The organism is Cedecea sp. B1(4) (assembly GCF_059414925.1).
Window position 1 is genome coordinate 421,332 of record NZ_JCAHMZ010000006.1, and the last position, 16,603, is coordinate 437,934.

General features: G+C 55.8%; 17 protein-coding genes. 9 read left to right on the top strand and 8 right to left on the bottom strand.

The features are described 5' to 3' along the window. Window positions 1-61: 61 nt before the first annotated feature. The 8 genes from ACR6JA_RS14650 to rraB form a co-directional block, all read right to left on the bottom strand. Complete coding sequence (locus tag ACR6JA_RS14650) at window positions 62-1,390, bottom strand: MFS transporter (protein WP_213715481.1); 1,329 nt, start codon at window positions 1,388-1,390, stop codon at window positions 62-64. A 9-nt stretch (window positions 1,391-1,399) separates the two neighbouring features. Next, a complete protein-coding gene (gene uhpB, locus ACR6JA_RS14655) occupies window positions 1,400-2,902 on the bottom strand; it encodes a signal transduction histidine-protein kinase/phosphatase UhpB (RefSeq protein WP_494493771.1) in 1,503 nt (500 codons plus the stop codon). Further along, window positions 2,902-3,492 carry a response regulator transcription factor UhpA gene (gene uhpA / locus ACR6JA_RS14660; protein WP_039287977.1) on the bottom strand — a complete coding sequence of 197 codons (591 nt, stop codon included), beginning with the start codon at window positions 3,490-3,492 and terminating at the stop codon, window positions 2,902-2,904. Before uhpA ends, uhpB begins: the two co-directional genes overlap by 1 nt. Window positions 3,493-3,587: 95 nt before the next feature. Next, window positions 3,588-4,403 carry a topoisomerase II gene (locus ACR6JA_RS14665; RefSeq protein WP_494493772.1) on the bottom strand — a complete coding sequence of 272 codons (816 nt, stop codon included), beginning with the start codon at window positions 4,401-4,403 and terminating at the stop codon, window positions 3,588-3,590. Between the two features lie 11 nt (window positions 4,404-4,414). Beyond that, window positions 4,415-5,179 carry a tRNA isopentenyl-2-thiomethyl-A-37 hydroxylase MiaE gene (gene miaE, locus ACR6JA_RS14670; protein WP_494493774.1) on the bottom strand — a complete coding sequence of 255 codons (765 nt, stop codon included), beginning with the start codon at window positions 5,177-5,179 and terminating at the stop codon, window positions 4,415-4,417. A gap of 117 nt (window positions 5,180-5,296) precedes the next feature. Beyond that, the gene (locus tag ACR6JA_RS14675; RefSeq protein ID WP_213715477.1) at window positions 5,297-5,740 is read right to left on the bottom strand and encodes a lysozyme inhibitor LprI family protein; all 444 of its coding nucleotides are present in this window, start codon (window positions 5,738-5,740) and stop codon (window positions 5,297-5,299) included. Continuing rightward, window positions 5,731-6,498, bottom strand: a complete 768-nt coding sequence (locus ACR6JA_RS14680) for a LysM peptidoglycan-binding domain-containing protein (protein WP_494493775.1) — start codon at window positions 6,496-6,498, stop codon at window positions 5,731-5,733. The genes ACR6JA_RS14675 and ACR6JA_RS14680 overlap by 10 nt, the downstream gene beginning before the upstream one ends. Before the next feature lie 207 nt (window positions 6,499-6,705). Next, entirely contained in the window at window positions 6,706-7,128 is a 423-nt protein-coding gene (gene rraB / locus ACR6JA_RS14685) for a ribonuclease E inhibitor RraB (protein ID WP_008460771.1), read from the bottom strand. Between the two features lie 163 nt (window positions 7,129-7,291). Between rraB and argF (ACR6JA_RS14690) the strand changes: the two genes are divergently transcribed. From argF (ACR6JA_RS14690) to ridA, 9 genes are all read left to right on the top strand, one after another. Further along, window positions 7,292-8,296, top strand: a complete 1,005-nt coding sequence (gene argF, locus ACR6JA_RS14690) for an ornithine carbamoyltransferase (RefSeq protein ID WP_213715476.1) — start codon at window positions 7,292-7,294, stop codon at window positions 8,294-8,296. Window positions 8,297-8,945: 649 nt separating this feature from the next. Next, complete coding sequence (gene arcA / locus ACR6JA_RS14695; RefSeq protein ID WP_039287993.1) at window positions 8,946-10,166, top strand: arginine deiminase; 1,221 nt, start codon at window positions 8,946-8,948, stop codon at window positions 10,164-10,166. A 13-nt stretch (window positions 10,167-10,179) separates the two neighbouring features. Further along, on the top strand, window positions 10,180-11,094 hold the full coding sequence (locus ACR6JA_RS14700; RefSeq protein WP_494493776.1) for a carbamate kinase: 915 nt from the start codon (window positions 10,180-10,182) through the stop codon (window positions 11,092-11,094). A gap of 140 nt (window positions 11,095-11,234) precedes the next feature. Beyond that, on the top strand, window positions 11,235-12,239 hold the full coding sequence (gene argF, locus ACR6JA_RS14705) for an ornithine carbamoyltransferase (protein ID WP_166877842.1): 1,005 nt from the start codon (window positions 11,235-11,237) through the stop codon (window positions 12,237-12,239). A gap of 73 nt (window positions 12,240-12,312) precedes the next feature. Then, window positions 12,313-13,782, top strand: a complete 1,470-nt coding sequence (gene arcD / locus ACR6JA_RS14710) for an arginine-ornithine antiporter (RefSeq protein WP_494493777.1) — start codon at window positions 12,313-12,315, stop codon at window positions 13,780-13,782. Between the two features lie 158 nt (window positions 13,783-13,940). Continuing rightward, on the top strand, window positions 13,941-14,420 hold the full coding sequence (locus ACR6JA_RS14715; protein ID WP_008454718.1) for an arginine repressor: 480 nt from the start codon (window positions 13,941-13,943) through the stop codon (window positions 14,418-14,420). A 268-nt stretch (window positions 14,421-14,688) separates the two neighbouring features. Continuing rightward, on the top strand, window positions 14,689-15,621 hold the full coding sequence (pyrB, locus tag ACR6JA_RS14720) for an aspartate carbamoyltransferase (protein ID WP_213715471.1): 933 nt from the start codon (window positions 14,689-14,691) through the stop codon (window positions 15,619-15,621). Between the two features lie 16 nt (window positions 15,622-15,637). Beyond that, window positions 15,638-16,099: an aspartate carbamoyltransferase regulatory subunit gene (gene pyrI, locus ACR6JA_RS14725; protein ID WP_008454720.1), complete on the top strand. Its 462-nt coding sequence runs from the start codon at window positions 15,638-15,640 to the stop codon at window positions 16,097-16,099. A 72-nt stretch (window positions 16,100-16,171) separates the two neighbouring features. Then, window positions 16,172-16,558: a 2-iminobutanoate/2-iminopropanoate deaminase gene (gene ridA / locus ACR6JA_RS14730; RefSeq protein ID WP_213715470.1), complete on the top strand. Its 387-nt coding sequence runs from the start codon at window positions 16,172-16,174 to the stop codon at window positions 16,556-16,558. Window positions 16,559-16,603 lie beyond the last annotated feature (45 nt).

A 16,603-nucleotide genomic window follows, 5' to 3' on the forward strand; every position in this document is an offset into this window, starting at 1 on the left:
CCAGGCCGAACCGGGAAAATTTCTTAGTTTTGCCCTTTATGGCGCAAAAGGGTGAGGAGTATCACGCTTCATTAGCCTCGCGCGGGGCCTGGGCGTTCAAGAACGGCAGCAGTAGCAAAGCCGATATCCCGGCGGCAATCGCGATCACGGCAAAGAAGCCGCTCCAGTGCCAGATGTCGATCACCCGCGCCAACGGCCAGCCGGAAAGCGAGGCGCCAAGATAGCCAAACAGCCCGACAAATCCCGTCGCCGCGCCCGCCGCCTCTTTGTGCGAGCATTCTGCCGCCGCCATGCCGATCAGCATCTGTGGCCCAAACACGAAGAAACCGGTGGTAAAGAAACAGGCCGCCTGCATCACGTAGCTGGCAAAGGGCATCAGCCATAGCGAGCCCACGGAAAGCAAAATGCCTGCCGCGAAGATCAGGTTCATCGGGCCACGGTTGCCGTTGAACAGCTTGTCCGAGCCCCAGCCCGCCACCAGTGCGCCGATAAATCCGCCCAGCTCAAACATGGTCACCGCTGAGTTGGCGGTAACCAGCCCGACCCCGAGCGTTTCGGACATGTAAAGATTACCCCAGTCGTTGATCGCCGCCCGCACTACATACACCAGCACGTAGCACAGCGAGAGCAGCCAGATGTAAGGGTTAACCAGCACATACTTGTAGAGGATTTCTTTGCGCGTCAGCCCCGCACCTTCCTGCTGCTGGGCGATTTCCAGGGCGTCATGCTGCCAGTCACCCACCGCAGGCAAGCCCACGGTTTGCGGCCTGTCGCGTAGCCGCCAGCAGAGGAATAACCCGGCGATAATCGCCAGGCCACCGGCGATCATCATCCCGACACGCCAGCCGTACTGCAACGCCGCAGCACCCATGATGATCGGGATTAACGCCCCGCCCACGTTGTGCGCCGTGTTCCAGACGGCCCACCAGCCGCCGCGTTCGCTGCGGGAATACCACGCCGTCAGCAGACGGGCGCAAACCGGCGATCCCCAGCCCTGGAAAAAGGCGTTCAGCGCCCACAGCAGCGCAAACGCCCAAAGCGAGGTCGAGAAGCCAAACAGAATATTCACAATGCCGGTAGCTATCAGCCCGATGCCCATAAAGTAACGGGCATTGGAAAAGTCACTGACAATCCCGGAGAAGAACTTCGACAGGCCGTAGGTGATGTAAAACAGCGTCGCCAGCAGGCCGATATCGGTGCGCGCCATCACGCCGGTGGCGAGGATTTCTGGCGCGGCGGCGTTAAAGCTTTTGCGGGTAAAGTAAAACAGTGCGTAGCCGAGCCAGATAGTTATCAGGATATGACGACGCCAGTAGCGGTAGCGGGCATCAATCTCACTTTTGTCGCTAAGCGGCGCGGCGCTTGCCGGGACTTTTAAAAAACTGAACATGCTCGCCCCTCAGGCATAACGTAATGGCAGGCTAACGCTGACGCGCGTGCCGTGAGTGCAGGAAATAGCGAACGTCCCGCCCAGCGCCGTCACGCGCTCACGCATGCCGGTAAGCCCAAAGCCCTGCTGCCCGGACCCAAGCGGCAAACCGCTGCCGTCGTCTTCAATCACCAGCATCAACCGCTCATCCTGCTGCCAGCCCTGCAGCGTTACCGCGCTGGCGCTGGCGTGTTTCACGATGTTATTCAGCCCTTCCTGGCAAACGCGGAACAGGGTCACGCGCTGCCCTTCGCTAAGCAGAGGCTCATCGATTTGCCAGTTGATGTGGCCGACGATGCCGCGACTTTCCAGCTCCATTTCACGCATCAGGGAACGTATCGCCTGCTCGAGCGATAAATCATCCAGCTGGCGCGGACGTAAACGCCCGAGCAGGCGGCGAACCGAGTCATAAACCCCCAGCGAAAGCTGTTCTATATGCGCCCCGCTGCGCTTAACGCCCTCACTTTCTGGCGCCAGCCGCTGCACGATTCCGGCCTGGGTTCGGATCGCCGTGATGGTCTGCCCAATGTCGTCATGCAGTTCGCGCGCGACTTCCCGCCGCACGCTTTCTTCGGTTTCCAGCAGGCGTTCAGCCAGGCGGCGATTTCGCGCCAGCTCGGTTTGCAAAGACTGGTTCAGTTCACGCAGGCGCTGGATCCCCGCCCCCAGCAACAAACCGGTCAGGCTTTGCGCCAGCAGCGACAGCAGAAGATCCACCGGATGATCGTGCCAGGTCTGGCTGGCAATCAGCGCGATGGCGTTCATCAGGGTGGCAATCAGCGCCCCCTGCCAGCCGTAGTGCCAGGCCAGGGCGATAATCGGTAGCGCCAGGCAGAACGGCGTAAAACGGGAGAGTTCGGCGGGTAATCCCAACTGCAGCCAGAGGCTGACGGCAAACAGCAGTAAATACCAAATCAGATGCCGCCCGCGCCAGTTGACCGGCTGGGAAACCAGCGCCGGGCCAAGAGGTTGCCAGACGGTGCTGGTCAGATAGTGCCAGAGTACCAGGCAGGTCGGCGCCAGCGTTAACCCGCCGGTCAGGGTCAGCAGCAGCGCATTCAGGGCATCACTGCCTTGGTTCAGCCACGGCAGCGACTGCAGCAAAGCGGCCGCGATAAGCGCCGCCCCCTGGCGCAGCAGAGTCCGCCAGTCACGCTGATGACGATAGCGGGAAATGAGCGCCACCGGCAGGACGGTGAGCACTCCGCCCAGCATTAACAGCGGCAGATGCGCCAGCGCCACTTCCTGCGCGAGCCAGAAAAGCATCAGCCACTCCGCGCCCAGCAGAACCGGCCAGTAGCCGCGCGGGCACTGCAGCATCAGCCCTAAACGCAATCCAAAGGGAAATAACAGCACCGCCAGCTCAGGCCGCTCCACCAGATGCAGGCTGATGCTCCACAGGCAAAACCAGCCGGCGGAAAAGATAAAGAAACTGGCGATAACGGCAATCAGCCGCGAGAAGAAAGGCCGCATTACCAACCGTCAAACAGGCGTCGCGCCAGCGCCACATCGTTGCTGACGTCGAGCTTTTCCATCAGGTTGGCGCGGTGCACATGCACCGTTTTTGGCGAAAGTCCCAGCTCGGTGGCAATCTCTTTCACCGCCATGCCCTGCGCCAGCTTTTCAGCCACCTGCCGCTCGCGCTTCGTCAACGGATCCTGCCGCCCGGCGGCCAGCTTCATGGCAATGTCCGGCGTCAGGTAGCACCCGCCCGTCGCCACCGTGCGCACGGCGGCAATCAGTTCGTCGGGGCTGCAGCGTTTGGATAAAAAGCCGCGCGCACCAGCGTTCAGCGCCTGCTCCACCAGCGCCGGACTGTCGTGTACCGACAGCATGATGATCGCCATCCCCTTCGGTAGCTGACTTAACAGCTCCAGCCCGGAAATGTCCGGCATCGAAATATCGCAGATACACACCTGCACGCCCTGCCCCGGCAGCCCGGCCAGCGCTTCGCGCCCGGAGCCAAACTCGGCCACAACCTGGAAATCCGCCTCCAGCCCAAGAAGTTGGGCAAAGCCGGAGCGGACGATAAGGTGGTCGTCGATAAGGGCGATAGCGGTCATGATGCTTTCCAGGAAGGTAAAAAAAACGCGCTTACCTTAGCGATAAGCGCGTAGCTGTTCAAGCCTTAAGCGATTTCGATCGCTATCGCTATGGTTTATTCCTGCGCAACCGACAGGCGAATGATCCCGGCCGCGCGGGCTGGAGGCAGCTGCAGAACGTTGCGCCACAGCTCCTGAACCTGGTTACAGACCAGCCCCTCTTTGCCCACCGCTTTATGCGGGTCCGACATAAGCTGGAGGTCGCTCCCGTAGCGCTTAGTCAACTGCTGCACGATGGGCTGAATGTCTTTGCGGGCCTGATCGCGCTCGGCGTCAGTTACGCTGTGTTTGTCTGCGCCGTAGGCGGAACGCATCATCGCCGCATCCACCTGCATGCGGCGCATCGTCACATCTTTAGGCAGAATTTTCGTGGAGTTGATGCCGCCTTTCACGTCCGGGAACAGGAAGCGGAAACAGGCGTCGTCGCTGGATTTTTGCACCATCGCTGTTTGCTGCATGTTCACCTGCATAAATGCCACGACATTGTCGTCCGTCGCGCTTTGCAGGCGCTTCGTCTCCACCGCGAGGATCTGCGGCTGGATGGTGTCGATCACTTCCTGCTCGGTTTTCCCCTGCTGGTGCATCTCTACCGCCTGCTGGCGAATGGACATCCACAGCACGGGCTCCTGCTCTTTCAGCACCTGGTAAACCGGCATCTGGGCCATCGCATCATCCAGTCCCGCCAGTTCCTGCCCGGCCCGATCGCGAGGGATAAGGTATTTTACGTCAAAGATGTTCCACGCCATGATAGCAACCAGCGCAATGGCCACCGCGCCCGCTTTACCGACCCAGCCCTTCTTGCGAAATACCGCTACCACCGCGGCGATCGCAGCCCCGACATAGCCTGCAATAATGACGTGGGTCCAGTTCATAGTGCATCCTTCTACTCTGCGGCGGGCACGCCGCTATGGAAACGAAACTCGTCGTCAGGACTTTGGATAAGCCCGGCCTCAACCTTGCCAAAGAAACGAACGCGTTCACTGATATCGCCCCCGGCAATCTGCTCCGCCAGGGTTAAATAATCCTGATAATGGCGCGCCTCGGAGCGGAGCAGCGACAGGTAAAAACGCTGTAATTCATCATCAAGATGCGGTGCCAGCGCGGCAAATCGTTCACAGGATCGCGCTTCAATGTAAGCGCCGCAGATAAGCTTATCGACCAGCATCAGCGGTTCATGAGTGCGAGTTTCACTCAGTAAACCTTTAGCGTAGCGGCTGGCGGTGATTTTGGCGTACGGGATGTTACGGGCAATCATAATTTCCCGCACCTGCCAAAAATGGTGCAGCTCTTCTTTGATCAGCAGCACCATGCTGTCGATAAGCTGCTGCCCCCAACCGTTCGCCGTCTTCGGCATGATGCTTTTGCTCAGCCCTTTGTGGAGCGAGAGAAAATCTGGTTCCTCGCCGTCGCGGAAGGTAAAGGCTTCATAAGGCTGCAGCCAGGCGAGCAGCGCCTGAGAACTCTCTTTATCGGCAACGTATTTGCGGATCAGCAGCATCGCGGTTTGCGCGGCTTTCAGCTCGCACACCATGTGGTCGGTTAGCAGCAGCGGCAGGTTTTCCGGGCGACGTGCCTTTTGAATCCACGCCTCGGGCGTCGGGCACTGCAGGAATTGGGTAATCGGGGAGAGGAGTTGCTGGTAGTCCATGAGGATATCCTGATGTGCAGCGGCTGAACGCCGCTGCACCGCTTACTTTTCGTAAAGGACAGCATAATCACTGCCCACACTTTTGTCAGTAAGCCCGGCAACAAAGAGCGTGCTGCACTATTTCACGGCTAGCCCTGAAACCGCGTGGGTTAGCTGCTCAGCGCGACCATAGTTGAGTTCAGCCATGCAAGACAGCCGCCTGATTTCACGCGCATTGCCTGCCGCACCTCCGCTGAGCGAAGCCGCAAGCTGGCATTGACCGTTGCGGTAATGAATGAACCGTTGATTTGATGTCTCGAGCGCTGCGCTAGCTTTCTCGATATAGCGCTGGTCTTCATCCCATTCGGCGATTCTGGTGGCGGCGGATTTGCTAGCTTTTTCCAAAACTTGCTCACTCTCTTTCGACTGCTTAATCAGACAATCACGCATCCCCGCCTCCGCATATTCACTACACGCTTCTCGCAGGGCCGTGGCATCCTTAACTGGCTGAGGATCGTCAGCCAGCGCCAGCATCGGCAGACAAGCGGCGATAACCAGGCAAGCTTTCAGTGTCATTTGCATAAAGCGCTCTTCCCTTTTTTAATCAGTGATAATGCGTAATCGAGTTTTCTGGAATAGTTAGGATCGCCGCCGCCGTTATAGCGAAGAGCGATCGTCGTGGTAGAAATGCTCCGCCATCCGGCAATCACTCTGCGAGCGTTTGCCTTCTGGCACTTGAGCGTCTGACCTACACGGAGAATCTTGACCTGTGGATTAAGCTTTTGCAGCAGTTCCAGAGTGCTTCCCTGCGCTTTCGCTATTTTTGCCAGGCTGTCACCGGGTTTCACGGTGACGTCATAAATTTTGCTGTCAACAGTGAGTATCGTTCGGTGCTCGAATTGCGCCATACGCATCAGCAGATAGCCGATGCCCGCACGCAGGTTATTTAACGGCGTGGTTCTGATCGTGGCGACGGTTAACTGTTTTTTCCACGCGTCAGGCAGGATGAGCTCACCGCCTTCCTTACCGGACAGGAAAGATGTCATCCCAGGATCGCCCTTAACACCGATTTGCATCGGTCGGAAATGCCATTCAGAGCTCAGGGCTCCCGTTTCGACCCAGACCATCGCTTTAATCAGATGCCAGTCCAAAGTCCTGTAGCCTGGCGTAGATGAGAGATGGCGATTGTATCCATCGACTACCCGCTGGATGTCACAATCCCAGGCATTCCACCGCGTATCGCCGGGGGCCTTATTAATACCGTCCTGCCACTTTTCAAAACCTGTTCTGGGCGTTTTTTGTGCTGGGGTCGAGGAGGGAGTAAGACTGGAAGCTGTCATATTACACATCCTGTGCTGACTGATAATTGAAATGGCGAGACTTTAGCCTCATTTGCGCATTTTTAATACAAGATGACGATGCTAAGGCAGAATAGGCGGCCTGAAAATCATTTATTTAAGAAGAAAGGAAAAAAGAGAATTTTGCCCGATCGGGTAAGAATGACACATTCCAGGCGCAGCGGCTGAACGCCGCTGCGCCTCTTACTTTTAGTGACGAACGCCGTCGTCGTCTTCGTCCTGATATTCGTCGCCGTCTTCTTCACCCTCTTCGCCATTCGGGTCTTCGAAGTAGGTGCCCCAGCCGTCGTATTCCACACCGAATTTCTCGGCCAGGTTCAGCAGTTGCTCAACCTGGGCACCGATCAGCTCAGCGTTCAGCGCGCATTCGCTCAGGATATCGCAGCAGATGACGGTATCACCCTCTTCCACTTCCAGCTCTTCCGGGTCAGTCACTTCATAACCCAGCTTGAACGCTTCAACGGCCGCTTTCTCCAGCGTTTCGAAATCATCCGCAGAAAGGTGGTGTTCGATGGTGTACAGCGCGTCCGGGTCGCTCCCGTCGTCCAGCAGTTCTTCAATGATTAAACGTGTTTCTTCGCGCTGTTCTTCCAGCTGTTCTGGATTTGCCATGGCCCTTTCCTCAAATGTGTCGGCAGATACTCTCATTTTCACACACGCCGGGGTTTGCCTCCACCTTTCACCGCAAAGTTTTAACACACGGGGTTGCAATTGAATATTCATACATATAAATTGAATTTTAATTCAATTAAGGCTTTCGCCCTGCGAGGAAAAAATGAGTCACTTCTATCAGAAAAACTTTCTTAAGCTGCTCGATTTTACCCCTGCTCAACTGAACGAATTGCTGACCCTGTCCGCCAAGCTGAAAAGCGATAAGAAAAAAGGAACAGAAATTCAGTATCTTACTGGTAAAAACATTGCGCTCATCTTCGAAAAAGATTCGACTCGTACTCGTTGCTCTTTCGAAGTTGCCGCTTACGACCAGGGCGCCCGCGTTACTTATCTCGGCCCAAGCGGCAGTCAGATCGGGCATAAAGAATCAATTAAAGATACCGCTCGCGTGCTGGGGCGCATTTATGACGGCATCCAGTACCGCGGCTACGGCCAGGATATCGTCGAAACCCTTGCCAGCTATGCGGGCGTACCGGTGTGGAACGGCCTGACCAACGAATATCACCCGACCCAGCTGCTGGCGGATTTACTCACCATGCAGGAACACCTGCCGGGCAAAAACCTGAATGAGATGACGCTGGTGTACGCCGGGGACGCGCGCAACAACATGGGTAATTCCATGCTGGAAGCTGCCGCGCTGACCGGGCTAGATTTGCGCCTGGTGGCGCCTAAAGCCTGCTGGCCGGATGAAAAGCTGGTCGCCGAATGTAAAGCCATGGCCGAAAAGACTGGCGGAAAAATCACGTTAACCGAAGACGTTGCTTCGGGCGTTAAAGGCGCGGATTTCATCTATACCGACGTCTGGGTGTCGATGGGCGAAGCCAAAGAGAAGTGGGCCGAGCGTATCGCCCTGCTGCGCCCTTATCAGGTCAACAGCGCCATGCTGGCGTTAACCGGCAATCCGCAGGTCAAATTCCTGCACTGCCTGCCGGCGTTTCACGACGATCAAACCACGCTGGGTAAACAAATGGCGCTGGAGTTCGATCTGCACGGCGGCATGGAAGTCACCGACGAAGTTTTTGAATCCTCCCACAGCGTGGTGTTCGACCAGGCTGAGAACCGGATGCACACCATCAAGGCCGTGATGGTCGCCACGCTGGCAAACTAGTTTCTTCGCTCCCAGGGCTTCTCCTGGCCCCTCGGCGGCTTTCCGCCTGAGGGGTTTTCTTTTCTCCCGCCTGGTTATTACTAAAAATGTTGCGCGTCTGATGCACGCCCAGCATTTTTTATGCACTAAAAGGACATAACCTCATCCCACTCTCTTTTTAAAGCTCACACAACCGGTTGTTTTCATTAAAATAAAAAGAATAAATCCGCTGCGCTCACAGTTTGCATGCACTGCATTAATAGCAAAATAAAAATAACTATTTTTTCGTGAACTTCTCTTCACGGCATTAAACAGATTCCATAATGAATAACCATGCAAACAGAAAATAAAAAGCAATGATAATCAATACATTACAATATTCACCCTTAGGGATAAACTTACATATTTTTAACACTCCAAAATAATTAAAAACGATTTATCGTATAATTATGCACTCATCAATCTCAGTTAAATTACCGTTCTCTGACAGCCATCAATTAATAACAAAACAAATAAAAACCACCTTGAGCGCGTGATAAATATCACATTAAATGGTTGTGAAGAAATTAATATACGCCTCGAAGACAAATCTACAGGTTAATAAAATCGCGACGCAATATTCATTGCGCCAATGGCACGTCTATCTCCGAATTAATGCAAAGGAATAGTCATGGACAAACACTATGTCGGCTCCGAAATAGGTCAATTACGCAGCGTGATGCTGCATCGCCCAAACCTCAGCCTGAAAAGACTTACCCCTTCAAACTGTCAGGAATTGTTATTTGACGATGTGCTTTCCGTTGAGCGCGCCGGTGAAGAGCACGACGTTTTTGCCAATACGCTGCGCGGCCAGGGTGTGGAAGTTCTGCTGCTAACCGACCTGCTGACACAAACGCTGGACGTCAGCGATGCTAAGGCCTGGCTGCTGAACACCCAGATTTCAGACTACCGGCTCGGGCCGGCATTCGCCTCGGACGTTCGCGGCTGGCTGGCCGATATGCCACATCGCGAACTCGCCCGTCGCCTTTCCGGCGGGCTGACCTACGGGGAAATTCCGACACACATTAAAAATATGGTCGTGGATATTCATGCTACAACAGACTTTATTATGAAGCCGCTCCCCAACCATTTATTCACCCGAGATACTTCCTGCTGGATTTATAACGGCGTCTCTATTAACCCAATGGCAAAAGCAGCTCGCCAGCGCGAAACAAATAACTTAAGGGCCATTTATCGCTGGCATCCGGCATTCACCGACGGAAAATTCATTAAGTATTACGGCGACGAAAATATTAATTACGATCATGCCACGCTGGAAGGTGGTGATGTATTAGTGATTGGCCGAGGCGCGGTATTAATTGGCATGTCCGAACGAACCACCCCTCAGGGCATTGAGTTCCTCGCTGAATCATTATTCAGGCATCAACAGGCAACACGCGTGATTGCCGTCGAGCTACCGAAGCACCGCTCCTGTATGCACCTCGATACCGTTATGACCCATCTCGATCTCGACACCTTCTCCGTTTACCCAGAAGTCGTCCGCAAAGACGTGCAGTGCTGGACGTTAACCCCTGACGGCCACGGCGGCATCAAACGCCACCAGGAAACCAGCCTGGTGAACGCCATCGAAAAAGCGCTGGGTATCGATCAGGTCAAGCTCATCACCACCGGCGGCGATGCTTTTGAAGCCGAGCGCGAACAGTGGAACGATGCCAACAACGTGCTGACCGTTCGCCCCGGCGTGGTCATCGGCTACGAACGCAATATCTGGACCAACGAGAAATACGACAAAGCCGGGATCACCGTCCTGCCTATTCCAGGGGATGAACTGGGCCGCGGACGTGGCGGCGCGCGCTGCATGAGCTGCCCGCTGGAACGCGACGGGATTTAAGGGAGGAAAGCATATGCAACAGAAACCCACTCTCGTAGTCGCGCTCGGCGGGAATGCCCTGCTGAAGCGTGGTGAACCGCTGGAAGCCGATCTGCAGCGTAAAAATATTGAGCTGGCGGCAAAAACTATCGCCCAGCTCACCCACGCCTGGCGCGTGGTGCTGGTACACGGCAACGGTCCGCAGGTCGGCCTGCTGGCCCTGCAAAACAGCGCCTACCAAAACGTAAGTCCTTATCCGCTGGACGTTCTCGGCGCTGAGAGCCAGGGAATGATCGGCTACATGCTTCAGCAGGCGCTGAAAAATCATCTGCCTGACCGCGAAGTCAGCGTGCTGCTGACTCAGGTTGAAGTGGATCCGCAGGATCCGGCCTTTAGCAATCCGACCAAGTACATCGGCCCGGTGTACAGCAAGGAGCAGGCGGATGCCCTGGAGCGTGACAAAGGCTGGTCGGTAAAAGCCGATGGCCAGTATTTCCGCCGCGTGGTGCCGTCCCCGCTGCCTAAACGCATCGTCGAAAGCGATGCCATTACGGCGCTTATCCAGCGTGACCACCTGGTTATTTGTAACGGCGGCGGCGGCGTGCCGGTGGTGGAGAAAGCCGACGGCTACCACGGGATTGAAGCCGTCATTGATAAGGATCTTTCCGCCGCATTGCTGGCTCGCCAGATAGAGGCCGACGCCCTGCTGATCCTCACCGACGCAGACGCCGTTTATCTCAACTGGGGCACGCCAGCGCAGCGCCCGCTCACCAGCGTGACGCCAGCCGAGCTTGAAAGCATGAGCTTCGATGCAGGCTCGATGGGGCCAAAAGTGTCCGCCTGCAGTCACTTTGTCGCCAGTTGCCACGGTATCGCCGGGATAGGTGCGCTGGAGGATGGCCCGGCAATTCTGGCCGGGGAGAAAGGCACGTTAATTCGGGAGCCATGAAAGCCTCCTCACCCTAACCCTCTCTCCAAGGGGAGAGGGGACAGGACACGGAACAGAATCACCAGCATTTCCCCCCTCTCCCTTCCAGGGAGAAGGCCGGGGTGAGGGTAAAAAAACTTCTCATTCAAAGGATAACGAAAATGACTATCAACCTAAAAAACCGTAATTTCCTGAAACTCCTCGACTTCAAACCGGCAGAAATTCAGTACCTCATCGACCTGGCCCGTGAACTGAAGGCCGCCAAACAGGCCGGAACGGAGAAAAAAACGCTATGCGGTAAAAACATCGCGCTGATCTTCGAGAAAACCTCCACCCGTACCCGCTGCGCCTTTGAGGTTGGCGCGTTTGACCAGGGCGCGCTGGTGACCTATCTGGGGCCAAGCGGCTCGCAAATCGGCCATAAAGAATCCATGAAAGATACCGCTCGCGTGCTGGGGCGGATGTACGACGGGATTGAATACCGCGGCTATGGCCAGGACATTGTCGAAGAGCTGGGGGAATACGCTGGCGTGCCGGTGTGGAACGGGCTAACCAATGAATTTCACCCGACCCAGATCCTCGCCGACCTGATGACCATGCTGGAGCACGCTCCGGGTAAAAAACTGCAGGATCTCTCCTTCGCTTATCTCGGCGATGCCCGTAACAACATGGGCAATTCCCTGATGGTGGGCGCAGCCAAAATGGGCATGGATATTCGTCTTGTCGCACCGAAAGCCTTCTGGCCTGAAGCGGCGCTGGTCGAGCAATGCCGCGCCATCGCCAAAGAAACCGGCGGCCGCATCATGCTGACGGATAGCGTGGAAGAAGGCGTTGCGGGGGTGGATTTCCTCTACACGGACGTTTGGGTTTCGATGGGCGAGCCTAAAGAAGCCTGGGCTGAACGCGTAAGCATCATGACGCCCTACCAGATTAACCAGAGCGTTCTTAATGCGACCGGCAACCCGAACGTCAAGTTCATGCATTGCCTGCCTGCCTTCCATAACGAACACACCAAAGTCGGCAAAGAGATCGAAGAAACCTACGGCCTGAAAGGGCTGGAAGTGACCGAGGAAGTCTTTGAGTCAACACACTCCATTGTCTTCGACGAAGCCGAAAACCGCATGCACACCATAAAAGCCGTGATGGTCGCCACGCTCGGCGCGTAACGCTGTCGGGCAGTGGGAACCCCTCGCTGCCCGTATTGCCCTTGTGCTGCTTCGCGCAGCGGGAGAAAAGGAAATGGCCGATGTTACCCATGAAGGTGCCGCAGACACCTCCACAAGCAGTGAAAGAAAACTCGGACTCAGCGCGCTGGTGGCGCTGGTTATAGGCTCCATGATTGGCGGGGGCGTTTTCAGCCTGCCGCAAAACTTTGCTTCGGTAGCGTCCCCCGGCGCATTGCTGATCGGCTGGGCCATTACCGGCGTCGGCATGCTTTGCCTGGCGTTTATTTATCAGAACCTCAGCGCTCGCTGCCCGGATCTTGACGGCGGCGTTTACAGCTATGCCCGGGCCGGGTTTGGCGACTTTATTGGCTTCCAGTCCGCCTGGGGCTACTGGTTCTCCGCCTGGCTCGGGAACGTCTCTTACGCGGTATTGCTGTTCAGCGCCATGAGCTTTTTCATTCCGGTTTTTGGCGACGGGAATAACCTGCCTTCCATTATCGGCGCCTCCGTTGTGCTGTGGCTGGTACATGCCCTGGTCCTTCGCGGGGTGCGAGAAGCCGCCTACATCAACACCATCCTCACCGTGGTCAAGGTCATCATTCTGTTGGTCTTTATTATCGCGGTGCTGATTGCCTTTCGGATTGGTGTGTTCACGGCGGATTTCTGGGGCCGCATGATGCTGGTCGAAGGATCTCGCCCGGAAATTTTCGACCAGGTTAAAAACACCATGCTTGTAACTACTTGGGTGTTTATCGGCATTGAAGGGGCAACCGTTGTTTCCGCCCGGGCGGCAAAACGTGAGGATATCGGTAAGGCGACGGTCATTGGTCTACTGGGCGCGCTGGCGATTTACGTGCTGGTCAGCGTGCTGTCGATGGGGATCCTCGATCAGGCCGCTCTGGCCGGGCTGAAGAATCCGTCGATGGCCGGCGTGCTGGAAAGCGTGGTCGGGGCATGGGGAGCGAAGTTCGTTGCCGGAGGCGTGATTCTGTCCGTAGCCGGCGCGCTGCTGGCCTGGACGCTGTTTGCCGCAGAATTACCGCGCGTCGCGGCAATTGACGGCATTTTCCCTAAAATTTTCGCCAAAGAGAACGCCCGTCATTCACCTTCGTTTTCACTGTGGATCACCAATGGCTTAATTCAGCTCTTCCTGATCCTCACCTTGTTCTACGCCGCCGGCTACCAGGCGCTGTTCTCCATTGCCACGGCGGCCATTTTACCTCCGTACCTGTTCAGCGCGGCCTACGGGCTGAAGCTGGCCTGGACCGGGGAGCGCTATGGACTGGGGGAATCACGAACCGGCGGCATCGCGCTTGGCCTGATTGCCACGGCTTACGGCTTCTGGCTTTGCTACGCCGCAGGCGATTCGATGTTGCTGAGCTCGCTGTTATTCACGCCGGGCATTCTGGTCTTCCTGTGGCAGAAAAAAACCCAGGGTCAGCCGCTGCTGAAAAGCTATGAACTGGCGATCGCCGTGGCCATTCTGGCTCTGGCCGCATGGACATTAAAACTGGTCATAAGTGGAAATTTACAGATAGCCTGACGCCATTAACGCCACGATTGTGGCGTTAAACGCTTCATCTCCATCCATTGGCGACATTTTAAAAAGGTAATATTAATAAAAATCATTTCTATCAATAAATTACGTTCATCAACCGTGCAATGAAAACGCACCGGCCATCACAGGAGTGTATAGAGATCATGAGGACATCCCGCCTCTCGTTCGAGAAAGAGCAGCGCCAGCTTGAACTGTGCCAACAGCTCATCAGCCACAAGAGTTATCACTCCCAGGAGCAACTGCGCCATGACCTGAAACAGCATGGCTTCGAAGCCATCAGTCAGTCCACCGTCTCCCGCCTGCTCAAGCTGCTGGGCGTTATAAAATTGCGCAATGCCAAAGGGCAAAAAATCTATGCTCTTAGCCCGCAGACTTTGCCCCAGCCCAACGCGGCACGTTCGGTGGCCGAGATGGTGTTAAGCGTTGAGCACAACAGTGAATTTGTCATGGTGCATACGGTGTCAGGCTACGGCAAAGCGATAGCAAAAATTCTCGATCATCACGCCATCGCAGAGATTTTGGGCGTGGTCGCCGGCAGCAGCGTGGTCTGGATTGCGCCGCGTGAAGTGCAAAAAACGCCGCTGGTGCATCGCCGCATCATGCGTATGCTGGGCCAGGCCTGAATGCACCGCAACCGATTGCAGCGCCCCTGAAAAAGTGTGATTTTAGCGCTTGCAGAGAACACCCACGCGCGTATAATGCGCCACAATTTGCCGGGAGGAAGCATGGTTTACTGTGTTCAAAAAAATGTCGCAGCTCGACGTCTGAAAGCAGACGCGGCAGGGCGTTTTTCTTCCCGTTGCACCGTCGAATGTCTAAATTCCCAAATTGCTAAGGCCCCTCGTTGAGGGGCCTTTTTTTTGCCCGTCGGCCCGAGAACAGGAGAGAAGCATGACTAACCCGCTCTATAAAAAACACATCATTTCCATCAATGATCTCAGTCGTGAAGAACTTGAACTGGTGCTGGCAACCGCGGCAAAGCTAAAAGCTAATCCACAGCCGGAGTTGCTGAAGCACAAAGTTATCGCCAGTTGCTTCTTTGAAGCGTCGACCCGAACCCGTCTCTCTTTTGAAACCTCCATTCACCGTCTGGGCGCGTCCGTGGTGGGTTTCTCCGACAGCAGCAACACTTCGCTGGGCAAGAAAGGTGAGACGCTGGCAGATACCATCTCCGTCATCAGTACCTACGTGGACGCCATCGTAATGCGCCACCCGCAGGAAGGCGCGGCCCGCCTGGCCACCGAGTTTTCCGGTGAGATCCCGGTACTGAACGCCGGTGACGGCGCGAACCAGCACCCGACCCAAACCCTGCTGGATTTATTCACCATTCAGGAAACTCAGGGCCGCCTGGAGAACCTGAATATCGCCATGGTCGGCGACCTGAAATATGGCCGCACCGTGCATTCGCTGGCCCAGGCGCTGGCGAAGTTCAACGGCAACCGCTTCTATTTCATCGCCCCAACTGCGCTGGCGATGCCGCAGTACATTCTCGACATGCTGGATGAAAAAGGCATTGCCTGGAGCCGCCACGAGTCTATCGACGAAGTGGTGGGCGAGCTGGATATTCTGTATATGACCCGCGTGCAGAAAGAGCGTCTGGATCCGTCTGAGTACGCCAACGTTAAGGCGCAGTTTATCCTGCGCGCCGCCGACCTGACCGGCGCACGCGGCAACATGAAGGTACTGCACCCGCTGCCGCGCGTGGATGAGATCACCACCGACGTAGACAGCACGCCGCATGCCTGGTACTTCCAGCAGGCCGGGAACGGTATTTTTGCTCGCCAGGCGCTGCTGGCGCTGGTATTGAATCGCGAACTGGTTTAAGTGAGAGGATAAGAAGATGACGCACGATAATAAATTACAGGTTGAAGCCATCAAGCGCGGCACCGTTATCGACCACATTCCGGCTCAGGTTGGCTTTAAGCTGCTGACCCTGTTCCAGCTAACCGAAACCGATCAGCGCATTACCATCGGCCTGAATTTGCCGTCCCGCGAGCTGGGCCGCAAAGATCTGATCAAAATTGAAAATACTTTCCTGACTGACGAGCAGGTGAATCAGCTGGCGCTGTACGCCCCGCACGCCACGGTGAACCGCATCGACGAATACGAAGTGGTGGGCAAAAGCACCCCAAGCCTGCCGGATCGGATCGAGAAAGTGCTGCTGTGCCCGAACACCAACTGCATCAGCCACAACGAGCCGGTGGCTTCTTCGTTCGCCGTGAAGCAGCGCGCCGACGATATCAGCCTGAAGTGCAAGTATTGCGAGAAAGAGTTCGCTCGCCACGTGGTTCTGGTAGATTAACAACCACTAATGACAAGCAATTTCCCGTCCCTATAATGGGCGGGAGTTTATATCCAATACTAAGGAGAAAGTATGTCACGTACGCTTAGCACGGAAAATGCACCGGCCGCTATCGGTCCTTATGTTCAGGGTGTCGATCTCGGGAGCATGATCATCACTTCCGGGCAGATCCCGGTGAACCCAAAAACCGGTGAAGTGCCGGAAGATGTAGCTGCTCAGGCTCGTCAGTCCCTGGAAAACGTGAAGGCTATCGTTGAGTCCGCGGGCCTGAAAGTGGGCGACATCGTGAAAACCACCGTGTTTGTGAAAGATCTGAATGATTTCACGACCGTGAACGCCACCTACGAAGCCTTCTTCAACGAACATAACGCGACCTTCCCGGCTCGCTCTTGCGTTGAAGTGGCTCGTCTGCCGAAAGACGTAAAAATCGAAATCGAAGCTATCGCCGTTCGCCGCTAGTTCGCCGCCGCGCTTTGCTTCTGGCCCCGCTTTCACGGGGCCATT

What these genes read in the sequence shown, in the direction of transcription:
- argF (WP_166877842.1), top strand. Translation starts at nt 11,235, where the DNA reads ATGACTATCAACCTAAAAAACCGTAATTTCCTGAAACTCCTCGACTTC.
- ACR6JA_RS14650 (WP_213715481.1), bottom strand. Translation starts at nt 1,390, where the DNA reads ATGTTCAGTTTTTTAAAAGTCCCGGCAAGCGCCGCGCCGCTTAGCGAC.
- pyrI (WP_008454720.1), top strand. Translation starts at nt 15,638, where the DNA reads ATGACGCACGATAATAAATTACAGGTTGAAGCCATCAAGCGCGGCACC.
- miaE (WP_494493774.1), bottom strand. Translation starts at nt 5,179, where the DNA reads ATGGACTACCAGCAACTCCTCTCCCCGATTACCCAATTCCTGCAGTGC.
- ACR6JA_RS14715 (WP_008454718.1), top strand. Translation starts at nt 13,941, where the DNA reads ATGAGGACATCCCGCCTCTCGTTCGAGAAAGAGCAGCGCCAGCTTGAA.
- ACR6JA_RS14665 (WP_494493772.1), bottom strand. Translation starts at nt 4,403, where the DNA reads ATGAACTGGACCCACGTCATTATTGCAGGCTATGTCGGGGCTGCGATC.
- pyrB (WP_213715471.1), top strand. Translation starts at nt 14,689, where the DNA reads ATGACTAACCCGCTCTATAAAAAACACATCATTTCCATCAATGATCTC.
- uhpB (WP_494493771.1), bottom strand. Translation starts at nt 2,902, where the DNA reads ATGCGGCCTTTCTTCTCGCGGCTGATTGCCGTTATCGCCAGTTTCTTT.
- ACR6JA_RS14700 (WP_494493776.1), top strand. Translation starts at nt 10,180, where the DNA reads ATGCAACAGAAACCCACTCTCGTAGTCGCGCTCGGCGGGAATGCCCTG.
- ACR6JA_RS14680 (WP_494493775.1), bottom strand. Translation starts at nt 6,498, where the DNA reads ATGACAGCTTCCAGTCTTACTCCCTCCTCGACCCCAGCACAAAAAACG.
- ridA (WP_213715470.1), top strand. Translation starts at nt 16,172, where the DNA reads ATGTCACGTACGCTTAGCACGGAAAATGCACCGGCCGCTATCGGTCCT.
- uhpA (WP_039287977.1), bottom strand. Translation starts at nt 3,492, where the DNA reads ATGACCGCTATCGCCCTTATCGACGACCACCTTATCGTCCGCTCCGGC.
- rraB (WP_008460771.1), bottom strand. Translation starts at nt 7,128, where the DNA reads ATGGCAAATCCAGAACAGCTGGAAGAACAGCGCGAAGAAACACGTTTA.
- argF (WP_213715476.1), top strand. Translation starts at nt 7,292, where the DNA reads ATGAGTCACTTCTATCAGAAAAACTTTCTTAAGCTGCTCGATTTTACC.
- arcA (WP_039287993.1), top strand. Translation starts at nt 8,946, where the DNA reads ATGGACAAACACTATGTCGGCTCCGAAATAGGTCAATTACGCAGCGTG.
- arcD (WP_494493777.1), top strand. Translation starts at nt 12,313, where the DNA reads ATGGCCGATGTTACCCATGAAGGTGCCGCAGACACCTCCACAAGCAGT.
- ACR6JA_RS14675 (WP_213715477.1), bottom strand. Translation starts at nt 5,740, where the DNA reads ATGCAAATGACACTGAAAGCTTGCCTGGTTATCGCCGCTTGTCTGCCG.